Origin of the sequence: Paraeggerthella sp. LCP19S3_G8, assembly GCF_052119225.1 — a bacterium.
GTDB lineage: Bacteria > Actinomycetota > Coriobacteriia > Coriobacteriales > Eggerthellaceae > Paraeggerthella > Paraeggerthella hominis.
Genome location: NZ_JBQKFQ010000010.1, coordinates 108,598 through 120,370, shown reverse-complemented (window position 1 = coordinate 120,370; position 11,773 = coordinate 108,598). Strand labels below are relative to the sequence as shown.

The 11,773-nt window shown below is 62.9% G+C and carries 12 protein-coding genes; 7 read left to right on the top strand and 5 right to left on the bottom strand.

Annotated features, from left to right (window positions below):
* Positions 1-133 precede the first annotated feature (133 nt).
* The 3 genes from ACTQZK_RS11115 to ACTQZK_RS11105 all read right to left on the bottom strand — a co-directional run bounded on the left by ACTQZK_RS11115 (position 134) and on the right by ACTQZK_RS11105 (position 3,278).
* Positions 134-1,243, bottom strand: coding sequence for a 3-oxoacyl-ACP synthase III family protein (locus ACTQZK_RS11115; protein WP_441899664.1), 1,110 nt, complete (start codon positions 1,241-1,243; stop codon positions 134-136).
* Between the two features lie 683 nt (positions 1,244-1,926).
* Positions 1,927-2,670, bottom strand: coding sequence for a gamma-glutamyl-gamma-aminobutyrate hydrolase family protein (locus ACTQZK_RS11110; RefSeq protein WP_441899663.1), 744 nt, complete (start codon positions 2,668-2,670; stop codon positions 1,927-1,929).
* Positions 2,671-2,714: 44 nt separating this feature from the next.
* Positions 2,715-3,278, bottom strand: coding sequence for a TetR/AcrR family transcriptional regulator (locus ACTQZK_RS11105; protein WP_114567272.1), 564 nt, complete (start codon positions 3,276-3,278; stop codon positions 2,715-2,717).
* 204 nt (positions 3,279-3,482) lie between these two features.
* Between ACTQZK_RS11105 and ACTQZK_RS11100 the strand changes: the two genes are divergently transcribed.
* Complete coding sequence (locus tag ACTQZK_RS11100) at positions 3,483-3,974, top strand: HsmA family protein (RefSeq protein WP_114567271.1); 492 nt, start codon at positions 3,483-3,485, stop codon at positions 3,972-3,974.
* A gap of 14 nt (positions 3,975-3,988) precedes the next feature.
* Here the strand turns inward: ACTQZK_RS11100 and ACTQZK_RS11095 are convergent, their stop codons facing one another.
* Positions 3,989-4,924 carry a sensor histidine kinase gene (locus ACTQZK_RS11095; protein ID WP_216529356.1) on the bottom strand — a complete coding sequence of 312 codons (936 nt, stop codon included), beginning with the start codon at positions 4,922-4,924 and terminating at the stop codon, positions 3,989-3,991.
* A 110-nt stretch (positions 4,925-5,034) separates the two neighbouring features.
* A complete protein-coding gene (locus ACTQZK_RS11090) occupies positions 5,035-5,730 on the bottom strand; it encodes a response regulator transcription factor (protein ID WP_114567270.1) in 696 nt (231 codons plus the stop codon).
* 131 nt (positions 5,731-5,861) lie between these two features.
* On the opposite strand from ACTQZK_RS11090, the gene ACTQZK_RS11085 reads away from it, so the two are divergent.
* The 6 genes from ACTQZK_RS11085 (at position 5,862) to tsaE (ending at position 11,770) form a co-directional block, all read left to right on the top strand.
* Entirely contained in the window at positions 5,862-6,671 is an 810-nt protein-coding gene (locus tag ACTQZK_RS11085) for a type III pantothenate kinase (RefSeq protein WP_441899662.1), read from the top strand.
* Between the two features lie 97 nt (positions 6,672-6,768).
* A complete protein-coding gene (locus ACTQZK_RS11080) occupies positions 6,769-8,457 on the top strand; it encodes a formate--tetrahydrofolate ligase (protein WP_441899661.1) in 1,689 nt (562 codons plus the stop codon).
* Between the two features lie 424 nt (positions 8,458-8,881).
* Positions 8,882-9,493 (top strand): cyclodeaminase/cyclohydrolase family protein, encoded by a 612-nt coding sequence (locus tag ACTQZK_RS11075; protein ID WP_114567267.1) that lies wholly within the window; start codon positions 8,882-8,884, stop codon positions 9,491-9,493.
* 14 nt (positions 9,494-9,507) lie between these two features.
* Entirely contained in the window at positions 9,508-10,359 is an 852-nt protein-coding gene (locus ACTQZK_RS11070; RefSeq protein WP_216529358.1) for a bifunctional 5,10-methylenetetrahydrofolate dehydrogenase/5,10-methenyltetrahydrofolate cyclohydrolase, read from the top strand.
* Between the two features lie 4 nt (positions 10,360-10,363).
* The gene (locus ACTQZK_RS11065; RefSeq protein ID WP_216529359.1) at positions 10,364-11,158 is read left to right on the top strand and encodes a nitroreductase family protein; all 795 of its coding nucleotides are present in this window, start codon (positions 10,364-10,366) and stop codon (positions 11,156-11,158) included.
* Positions 11,159-11,263: 105 nt separating this feature from the next.
* Positions 11,264-11,770 (top strand): tRNA (adenosine(37)-N6)-threonylcarbamoyltransferase complex ATPase subunit type 1 TsaE, encoded by a 507-nt coding sequence (gene tsaE / locus ACTQZK_RS11060; protein ID WP_114567264.1) that lies wholly within the window; start codon positions 11,264-11,266, stop codon positions 11,768-11,770.
* Positions 11,771-11,773: the final 3 nt, after the last annotated feature.

The following is an 11,773-nucleotide window of genomic DNA, read 5'->3' as shown; positions in this document are numbered from 1 at the left end:
ACCGCGGGGCCGCAGCTATACGCGCGACGACAGAGCGCGGTTAGCCGGTTGGGGTTGGCCCGCTGGCACGGGGGTGGGGCGTGGTGGTGCCCCCCCCCCCTCCCCGTCTATCTCACGCTAGAAGCGCAATTTCCTACGCTTGGTAGACGACGGCGCCCGAGGTGAAGCCGCCGCCGAAAGCCACAAGCACCACGATGTCGCCCGGTTTGATGCGCCCGTTTTCGTATGTGTCCGCCAAAGTCATCGGCACGCATGCGGCCGATGAATTGCCGCGATGGGCAATGGAAACCTGGAAGAAGTCAAGCGGACGCCCCATTTTCTTCGCAGCGTATTTGATGATGCGCTCGTTAGCCTGGTGGGGGACGACAAGCGCCACGTCATCAAGCGTCAGGTCCGCGCGTTCCAAAGCGGAGAACACGGCGGTGGCCATGGCGTCTGCCGCGAACTTGAACACCTTCGGCCCGTCCATGCGCAGCACCTGGCGCGGTTCGCCGGCTGCAATCAGCTGTGCTATGCCCAGTTCTTCATCGATGGACGTCAGCGATCGATCGTTCGATCTCGCATCGTTGTTCACGCCGTCCGCATCGAAGGGAACCGGGGAGTCGTAGGCGGCAGGGCATGTGAGCGCATTGGAAGGATCGTCCTCGTTTGCAATGAAGCTGCTCAAAATGCCGGCACGGTCCTGGTTCCATTCCACCACGGCCGCTCCGGCACCGTCGCCGAACAGCACGCACGTGTTGCGGTCGTCCCAGTTGGTGATGCGCGACAAGCGCTCCGAGCCCACGATGAGCGCCCGGCGAATGGGGTTGCGCCCCTTTGCGCCTGCGACGTTGGGCGCGCATGCCGCCATCATCGATTCTGCGACCGAGAGGCCGTACACGAATCCTGAGCATGCGGCGTTCAAATCAAATGCCGCGGCGTTCGAGAGCCCCAGGCGTTTGCGCAGCAGCCCCGCGCACGAGGGGACCATCACGTCGGGCGAGATGGTGGCGAAGATGACAAGGTCGATTTCGCTGGCGTCCACGACGCGCTCCGCGTAGCCGCCTTCGCTCCAGCCGAGTGCCTGACGCGCGGCGCTTTCGCTCAGGTCGGTGCTTGTTTCGTCAGAGGCGATGCGTCGGCTTTCGATGCCGGTGCGCGACGCGATCCATTCGTCGCTTGTGTCCACCAGCGTTGCCAATGCGTTGTTGTCGACGTCTAGCGCGGGAAGCGCTTTCCCGCATCCGATGATCGTGCAGCCCATAGTGCTCCGTTCCCGGCCGCCAGGCAGCCGTGCCTGGCGAGCAAATACTTTGATAATCAAACTAAAAGCAGTATAGCATCGGTGCTGAGGTTGCATCAGGCGGTGCGGCTTGCTTTACGGAAACATCAGGCTACCTTCACAATGGGATTCGGGCAAGGTGCGCTTTGAGGCGCGCCTTGAGGAGGGGTCGGCGGCGCGCGGTTCGAAGGGGGGATACGCTTTCGGCTGCGCTCCGCGCGGGCTCCCTGCGCGCGGTTCTGCTTCGGCTTCGCGCATCCTGTCAAAACGAGCGAGTTTTGCTGGTCCTCGAACCAGGATAAAAGCTACTGACGGCTGCATGACCTGGGGCGATGCAAAACGCGCTCCAGAAGCTGCTCACTCAGGGGCGGAAAATCGCCGCAAAACTCGCTCGTTTTGACAGGAAGCGATCGGGCTTTCGCTGCTGGGTTGCTCGGCGCGGTCTGGGGGCATTGCCGAGCACCGCATGCTGCACGCCGAGGCGGCCGCAACGTGCGGCTTCGGCATGTTGGCGCCTTGCGCTCTGCACGGCTCCGATGCCCGTGCATCCCGCATCCCGCGCCTTGCGCGCCGCACGGCCCCGATGCCCGTGCATCCCGCATCCCGCATCCCGCGCTCTGCACGGACTCGGCGCGCCCGCGTTTCGTTCCGCGCGCTGATGCGCCCTAGCGCGCGGCGTCGGCGAGCGCCTGGAACAGGGGAGCGTTGTCGTCCAAGTACTCGGGGTGCCACTGAACGCCCAGGAAAAACGTGCGCGTGGGATCTTCCAAGCCTTCGATCAGCCCGTCGTCGCTGACGGCCGACACGCGAAGCGACGGTGCGACCTCGGATACCGCCTGGTGGTGCATGGAATTCACGGCGATCGTGCGTTGCGGGCCCTCGACCTGCGGATCTGCCTGAAGCGCGCGTCCTAGCGCGCTGTCGACAACAAGGCGAACGCTTTGCTGCGTCACGTCGTAAGGCGGCTTTTGCTGATGCTTTGCCGTAGTCAGGCCGCAGGCGTGCACGTCTTGGTGCAGCGTACCGCCAAGGGCTACGTTCATGACCTGCATGCCGCGGCAGATGCCCAGCGTGGGAACGTCGAGTTTGTGCGCGAGTCGGGCAAGCTCCAGCTCCAGCGCGTCGCGCGTGTCGAACACGTAAGTTGTTTCGGGAAGCTGTTCGTGGTCGCCGTATCGGGTCGGCGCGATGTCGCCTCCGCCGGCAAGCACCAGCCCGTCGATGCGTTCGATAAGCTCGCGTGCGATGCGTTCGTTGTCTTCGTCCGTGCCGTCTATCGGCGGCAGCAGAACAGGCACCGCTCCCGTGGCGGCAACGCGTCGCACGTACTCTGCCGTAACGCGTTCGACGGGGACGCGCTCGTCCTTTTGCTCTTCCACCACGAAGGTGGTCGTTATGCCGATGATCATGCGCTCGTTCCCCTTCCGGCGCGGGTTGCACCCTGTTTGCGTTCTTAGTACAGCGTTCGTCTGAGCAGCTCGAACAGCGTTTCGCAGGAAAAATCTCCCCGTTTGACGGAGGTGAGCATGCTGGCCCATACGAAAACGCACAGGGGTTCCGGCGCAAGGGGACCCTCGAGCCGTTCTTTGACGATGCGGGGATCGCGCTCGATTGCGTAGATCAGGCCTTTTCGGATGTGCGCAAAGCACGCTTCCTCGCGCAGGTGTGCGGCGGCAAGATCGTGCGTGTTGAGCGTAGATACCTCCGCCAGCCAGTCGTTGCGAAACTTCTCGAGGGCAACCGAAAGCTTGGCGGCAAGGTCTCGGCAGAGATCCACGAAGTCGCCGTTTGCAGCAGCCAACGGCATGAAACAGGAAAGCGATTCGTTCCAGAATTTTCCTACCACATCGTTGACCAGGTCGGACTTTGTGGGATAGGAGTTATAAACCGTGCCAACGGCAACGTCGCAGGATCGTGCGACCTCCCGGATGCTCAATCCCGAAAGGCCTTTTGTGCTGGCCAGCTCGAATGCTGCATCCAGTACCTGTTGCTTGGTGATGACGGGCTTATTACCCATGGAAGCCTCCCGTACGAAGGGTAGTCGGTGCGCGAACGATCCTCATTGTAGAGGAAGGATGCGAACGCGGGCGTGAAGAAACCGTGGCGATCTTCCAGACTGCTTGCCACGAACGAGCCCTCTTTCTAATATGAACCTTGTTCATTAATGAACAAGGTTCATATATATAGACGGGCGATTGCCCGATAGCGAAAGGAGCATACAATGAGCTGGGATTTGATTGCAGCGAGCACCGCTATCACGTTTGCGCTGATCCTGTACACCATCGGCGTGTTCGGCGAGCGTCGGTCGGGGACGCTGTCGCTCCGTCATGTGGTTCTGTTCTGGGCGGGTCTGACTTGCGACACGACGGGGACCATGCTCATGAGCAACATCGCGCAGCAATCGGGCGCATCGGGCTTCGGCGTGCATGCGATTACCGGCATGCTAGCCATCGCGCTCATGTTGATTCACGCCACTTGGGCAACCGTCACCTACGTTCGTCAAAACGAGCGTTCGATGCTGCGATTCCACACGTTCAGCACGGTGGTATGGCTTGCTTGGTTGGTTCCGTACATTATCGGCATGCTGGTGGGCATCCCCGCCATTCACTTGCAGGCCGTGTGCGCTATCGGAACGAGCGTCGTGATCGTTGCCGTTCTTGCGTTCGTGCTTTTCCGTTCGACGCGCCGCCATGCCCATCACCCGGCACGCTAGCGTTTTCGCGCAGCTTACCGTCCCGGCTGGTCGGTGCGGATGTCGGCTGGGATGGATGGCAAGGCGATGATGAAGCAGGCGCCGCCGTCGGGCAGGTTGATGGCCTCGACGGTGCCGTCATGCGCTTCGACCACGGATTTCACGATGGCCAGACCCAGCCCCGTGCCGCCCGTTCCGCGGCTTCGCGAGGCGTCGGTGCGGTAGAAGCGGTCGAACAGGAGTTTCGGATCTACGTCGCCGAAGCCGGTGCCGTCGTCTCTCACGGCGATGATGGAGTTGCCCCTCAACCCGAACAGCTCGATGGTGATATGGCCGCCCAGCTCGATGAATCGGCTTGCGTTCTCCACCAGGTTCGTGACGGCCTGCTTGAGTCTGTCGGGATTTCCCAGCACGTCGGGCGCTTCCCCCATGATCTCGGTGTGCGCCTGCCGGTCGCGTAGGATGGGCTCCAGTGCATCGACCACGCCCGAGGCAAGCTCCCGAAGGTTCACGCGCGAAAGCTCGAAGGGCATGCTGTCGTCTTCTATACGCTGAAGGGTGAGCAGATCGTGCGTCAGGCGGCTGAGGCGCTCGCTCTCGTTGATGATGATGGAACAGAACTTATCGTGCAGCTCCGCAGGAAGGTCGGGGTCTTCCAGCATTTCGGCGTTGCCGCGGATGGCGGTCAGGGGGGTCCGCAACTCGTGGGCAACGTCGCTGATGAAGGCAGCTTGGCGACGCTCTTTCAGCGCCAGATCGTGCTGCTGCGTCTTTGCCGTTTGAACAAGCGCGCGGAAATCGTTTGCCAGATGATCGGCCTCCAGCATTCTGCCATCCGCCTCGATGGACACGTCCATGCCCGATCGGTACGCGGCGGTCTTCTTGGCCAACATGCGCAGCGGCTCTGACAGAAAATGGCCGATGACCAGGCTTAAAGGGAACGTGACCAGCAGGACGGGAATCAGCAGCAAAAACGCCCTCGGCGGAGTGCCGAAGGCGAGAAGGCAAACCAGGAGAACAACTGCGCTGGCAAGCAGCGAAAGCAAGGTTGCCAGCAATGAAAAATATGTCTGCAGTCTTTTTATTGCTTGAACCTGTATCCGTATCCGCGTACCGTTTCCACCAGGCCGGGATCGTAACCGGCGGACTCAATCTTATCACGCAGACGCTTGATGTGCGTGTCGACGGTCTTGGTTTCGGTCAAGTACTCCCAACCCCAGGCGTCGCGGAGCAGATCTTCGCGCGAAACCACTTTTCCGGCATTCTTCATCAGGCTGGCCAGCAGTTCGAATTCGCGCGGCGTAAGCTCGATTTCGCCATGCTCGCCCGCTGCTGTGTGGGCGTCTTCGTCCAGGGTGATGCCGCTTGCGGTGACCGCATGGTTGGCCCCGGGGAAATCTCCGCCCGACCCGCGGCGCAGCAGCGCGCGCACGCGTGCGATCAGCTCGCGCACGCCGAAGGGCTTGGCCAGGTAGTCGTCGCCGCCGATTTCCAGACCGACCACTTTGTCCAGCTCGGTGTCGCGCGCCGAAAGGAACAGGACGGGAACGGTGGTCTTCGAGCGCAGGCGACGGCACAGCTCGTAGCCGTCCATGCCCGGCAGCATGATATCAAGAACGAACAGGTCGTAAGAGTTTTTCGTGGCCAGCGCCAGGGCGTCTTCGCCGTTGTCCACGACGTCGGTGTAGAAGCCCTCTTTCTTCAGGGCGTAGCTGACGAATTCGGTAATCGACGGCTCGTCGTCTACAACGAGGATGCGATGCGGGGTGTCGTTCATGTGGTGCCTTTCTATCAGATAGGTCCCGTGGCCGCTGCCTGACAGATGAGCGTGGGCGGGTTGCTATAATGACATAATGACGAGAGCAACTATAAACATTTCAAGCGTCGTATAAGGAGACTGTCAGAAACATGTTACTTGCTATCGACGTGGGGAACACGCAAACGGTATTCGGCGTCTACCAGGAGGGGGCTCTTCGGTTTCGGTGGCGCGTGGCCACCAACAAGCGCCATACGTCGGACGAGCTTCGCGTCAAGCTGGTGCCTTTGCTGAGCTCCGAGGGCATCGCGTTCGACGACCTGGACGGCGTGGCGCTTGCTTCGGTGGTTCCGCAGCTGACGGCGGCGTGGTGCGATGCGACGAAGCGCATGATCGGCAAGCACGCGCTGGTGTGCTCGGCTGAAACCGCAGGGAATTTGTTCGAGGCCGACTATCCCAACCCGCACGAGATCGGCGCGGACCGCGTGGCCGACGCAGTGGCGGCGAAGGCGTTGTACGGCGCGCCGGTGATCGTGGTCGATTTCGGCACGGCCACCAACATGGAGGTAGTGGACGATCAAGGTCGGTTTGTGGGCGGCGTGATCGCTCCGGGCATCGAAACGTCGTCGTCGGCGTTGTTCGATCACGCGACCAAGCTGGGTGCCATCGACCTGGTTGATCCCCATACTGCCATCGGGCACAACACCGAGCAGGCCATTCAGGCGGGCATCGTTTACGGCGAGGCCGATCGTGTGGACGGGCTGGTGCGCCGTATCTTCGATCAGCTGGGCTACCAGACCACCGTGGTTGCTACGGGCGGGCTTGCTTCTCGCGTGGCCGCCCAGTCGCAGACCATTACGACGACCAATCCCGATCTGACGTTGGAAGGATTGCGCTTGGTATACGAGGCGTCGGCGGATCAGGCGGAATGCGGATTGTGCGACCGCATTGCCCTATCCTAAGACCTTCGACCGCATGCCCGCCGTTTTATGCCGCTGCGCGCGCTATACTTCATGATTCCGAAAAGTCCAGACCAAACCAAGAAAGTGAGGGCCCGACGTGTTGAGTGACATTGAAATTGCCCAAGCGACCACCCCCGAGCACATCAGCGCGATCGCCAAGAAGGCGGGCGTGCCGGAGTCGTACCTGGAGATGTACGGCACCAACAAGGCGAAAGTCGACTACAACTTGCTCGCGGACGTGGAGCACACGCCGGGCAAGCTCATCCTGGTCACGGCCATCAACCCCACGCCGGCCGGCGAAGGCAAGACCACCACGACGGTAGGTTTGGCCGATGCGCTGGCCCTTCAGGACAAGAACGTGGTCGTGGCTCTGCGCGAGCCTTCGCTCGGTCCCGTGTTCGGCATCAAGGGCGGCGCGGCGGGCGGCGGATACGCCCAGGTCATTCCCATGGAGGACATCAACCTGCACTTCACGGGCGACTTCCATGCCATCGGCGCGGCCAACAACCTGCTGGCGGCTCTGCTGGATGCGCACATCCACAACGGCAACGAGCTGGGCATCGACGTGCGCAAGATCACGTGGAAGCGCGTGGTGGACATGAACGACCGCCAGCTGCGCAACATCGTGGACGGTTTGGGCGGCAAGGCGCATGGCGTGCCGCGCGAGGACGGCTTCGACATTACGGTGGCCTCCGAGGTCATGGCCATTTTCTGCCTGGCCACTTCCATTACCGATCTCAAGGAGCGCCTGGGCCGCATCGTGGTGGGCTACACCTACGACGACAAGCCGGTTACGGCGCACGACCTGCATGCCGAGGGCGCTATGACGGCGCTGCTGAAGGACGCCTTGAAGCCGAACCTGGTGCAGACGCTCGAAGGCACGCCGGCGTTCGTGCACGGCGGTCCCTTCGCCAACATCGCGCACGGCTGCAACTCCATCATGGCCACGCGCATGGCCATGGCGCTGGGCGATTACTGCGTGACCGAAGCCGGCTTCGGTGCCGACCTGGGTGCGGAGAAGTTCCTGGACATCAAGTGCCGCTTGGCGGGCCTCAAGCCCGACGCCGTGGTCGTGGTTGCCACGGTGCGCGCGCTCAAGAATCACGGCGGCGTGGCGAAGGCTGACCTCAATGAGGAAAACCTGGAGGCCCTGGAGGCCGGCCTGCCCAACCTGCTGCAGCACGTGGAGAACATCACGAAGGTGTACAACCTGCCGTGCGTCGTTGCCATCAACGCGTTCCCGACCGACACCAAGGCCGAGCTGGACCTGGTGGAAGCCAAGTGCCGCGAACTGGGCGTGAACGTCGCGCTGTCCGAGGTGTGGGCGAAGGGCGGCAAGGGCGGCCAGGCGCTGGCCGACGAGGTGGTGCGCCTGTGCGAAGAGGGCGACGCCGAGGGCCGCAGCGCCGAGACGTTCGAGTTCTCTTACGACGACGACCTGACGCTGGCTCAGAAGATCGAGGCCATCGCGAAGCGCATCTACCACGCCGACGGCGTGACGTTCGAGCCGGCTGCGAAGAAGGAGCTGGCGCAGCTTGAGGCGCTCGGGTTCGGCAACATGCCCGTGTGCATGGCCAAGACCCAGTACTCGTTCAGCGACGACCAGACCAAGCTGGGCGCGCCGCGCGACTTCACGGTGACCGTTCGCCAGGCGAAGGTGTCTGCAGGCGCTGGTTTCGTGGTGGCCCTGACGGGATCCATCATGACCATGCCCGGCCTGGGGAAGAGCCCGGCTGCGTTCAAGATCGACGTGGACGAAACCGGCAAGATTTCCGGACTGTTCTAATCGTGTTCCGCCGTTCTCCGAACGGCGGAACACGCCGACGCTGCGGGCTTCCACGGCACTCCATCTCGACCCTTTTTCGCTTGCCCTCACGTGCGAAGCACGCTCGGCCGCGAAACGGGCCGATCTGGGGCACCGTGGAAGCCCTCGCTGATTTACTACGCCAACCTGGGCGACCAAAGCTTCGGCGGGGCGCTCGCTCTCCGTCATCGGGCGGCCCTCTCCGCTCCCTCGCGCTCCCTCCGCCGTGGAATTCCTGCCAAACCGGCCTGTTTTTGGGCGGCAGGCGCTGTTCGGATGCGGGCTTTCTGGCACAATGACCGTTTCAAGAAAAGGCGCGTAGAGCGCGTTCGGAACGTGTTGCCGTCGCGCACCCGGTTTCCGGTCAGCTGGAATGCGCTTTGGACTTGCCTGCGAGGAGGCCCGAATGGATACGAAGTTCATCGAGGAATTGGCTAGCTCCGCTCCAACGCCGGGCGGGGGAGGGGCTTCCGCGTACGTGGGCGCGCTGGCTTCGGCCCTTGCTTCCATGGTGGGGAACCTGACCGTGGGCAAGAAAACGTACGCCGATGTGGAGGCCGACGCGTACGTGACGCTGGAAAAGCTTGCCGCCGTGCGGGAGCGTTTGATCGAGCTGGTGGACGAGGATGCGCGCGCGTTCGCGCCGCTGGCCGCTGCGTATCGCATGCCCAAGGCGACGCCCGAGGAGCAGGCGGCGAAAAACGAAGCGCTGCAAACCGCGCTTGTGGGCGCATGCGACGTCCCCCTGGAAATTATGCAGCGCATTGCGGAGGTGGTCGAGCTGACCGACTTCCTGGCGTACCACGGCAGCCGGATGGCCCTCTCCGACGCCGGCGTAGCTGCGGCGTTCGCGCGCGCCGCCGTGGACGGGGCGAGCCTCAACATATTCATCAACGCCGCTTCGATGGATGATCGCGACCGGGCCGCGCGCTATCGCGACCAGGCCAACGCCGTTGCCGATTCCGTTCGTGCTCAGTGCGACGATCTGTTCGCGCACGTCAAGCAAGCTGTTTCGTAAAGGAGCCTGATCGTATGGCCATTCAGCTGAGAGGGAAGCCCGTCGTCGATCGCATGGCGCAGGATATGAGCGTGCGCATCGAGGTTCTGCGGCGGGAGGGAATCGTTCCCACGCTCGCTCTTGTGCGCGTGGGCGCGCGTCCCGACGACCTGTCCTACGAGCGCACGGCCGTCAAGCGCGCGGAAAGCCTGGGCATCGCGGTCAAGCCGTACGTGCTGGACGAATTCGCTCCGCAGGCTGCCTTGCAGGCAACGCTCCAGTCCATCAATTACGACAAGACCGTGCACGGGTGCCTCATGTTTCGCCCCTTGCCCAGCTTCATCGACGAGAAGGCCATGTGCAACGCGCTTGCTCCGGCGAAGGACGTCGACGGCATATCGCTTGCCTCGCTGGCCTCCGTGTTCACCGATGCGAGCGACGGGTTTCCGCCGTGCACCGCTGCGGCCTGCGTTGAAATGCTCGACCATTACGACGTGCCCCTGGTGGGCAAGCACGTGGTGGTGGTCGGCCGCAGCCTGGTGGTGGGCAAGCCGGTGTCCATGATGCTGCTGCGGCGCAACGCCAGCGTGACTATCTGCCATTCCCGGACCGAGAACCTGCCGGCCATTTGCCGCGAGGCCGACATCGTTATCTGCGCGACGGGGCGCGCGCGGGCGTACGGGGCCGAGTTCTTCAGTCCTGGTCAGACGGTGCTCGACGTGGGCATCAACTTCGATACGCACGGCAAGCTGTGCGGCGACGTGAACTTCGACGAGGTGGAGCCCATCGTGGGCGCCATCACGCCGGTGCCGGGCGGCATCGGAACCGTGACCACCTCGGTGACGATGGCTCATACCGTGGCTGCCGCGGAAGCATTGCTGAGGTAGCGCGATGCGGGTTGAGATCGACGAGGCTCGCTGCATCGGGTGCAGCAGGTGCGCAGACGATTGCGTAGCCGATGACCTGCGCATTCAGAACGGAATCGCCCAGGTTTTGGGTCGGTGCATCCTGTGCGGGCATTGCGTGGCCGTGTGCCCGACGGGTGCCGTGTCCATTTCCGGCTACGATATGGCCGACGTGGAGCCCGCCGAGCCGCTTTCTCGCTTCGTCGACGCGCACGATCTGCTGCAGGCGATCAAGTCGCGGCGCAGCATTCGGAGGTATCGGCCTTGTGCGGTGGAGCGCCAGAAGATCGACCTGATCTTGCAGGCCGGACGCTACACCGCCACGGCTAAGAACGCGCAAGGGTGTCGGTTCGTGGTGGTGCAGGACGGCCTGGACGAGCTCAAGCGGCTGGTGTGGGGCGGCATCGAGGACGTGCTCGCTTCGCCTGGATCCGATCGGCCCCGATGGGCTGCGCAATGCGCTCTGTTCCTGGAGGGCGTGAAGGCGGAACCCTCGCGCGACTTTCTGTTCCGTAACGCCCCCGCGGTGGTGTTCGTGGCGGCTGATCGCGCGGACGACGCCGGTCTTGCTTCGCAGAACATGGAGCTTATGGCCGCATCGCTTGGCCTGGGCATGCTTTTCAACGGGTACTTGTGCCGTGCGGCCGAGGGGCTTCCGGCGGTGAAGTCGTGGCTGGAGGTGCAGGATCGCCCGCTTCAAACGTGCATGCTGCTGGGATATCCGGCGGTGACGTACCGTCGCACCGCTCCGCGCCTGCCCGGCGACTTCGTGGTGAAGTAGCGCTTCTGCGCGCGTTCGGGACTTTCGGGGCAGGTACGCGCGCCTTGCATGGGGATATTCCGAAACGGCTCCCGCGTCTTGCCGGGTTGTCGTATCATACGGGGTATGGCTAACGGGTTAACATACACGCGCAAGACCACGTCGTCCGAGGCGACGAAGCAGCTTGCGGTCACGCTGGCGCCGTATCTGCACGCTGGCGACGTCATCGTGCTTACGGGCGATCTGGGCGCGGGCAAGACGCAGTTCGTGCAAGGCGTGGCGGCTGGCCTGGGCGTTCGCGACCAGGTGACCAGCCCAACCTTCAATATCTTGCTCACGTATCCCGGCGGCACGCTGCCGCTCTATCATTTCGATCTGTATAGACTGGACTCCGCCGACCAACTGGAGGACACCGGCTATTACGAAACCATAGATGCCGACGGCGCGTCGTTCATCGAATGGGGCGAGAAGTTTCCCGAGTCGCTTCCGTACGGGTATCTGGAGGTGTGCATTTCGGTGGATTCCGAAGGGAACCGCTCCGTGGAGGCGCATGCGTACGGCGATCGGTCGCGCCAGCTCTTGTTTCTTTGGGCGAAGGACTCCAAGTCGCGCCTTATGAAGTCTGCGAGGTAACCA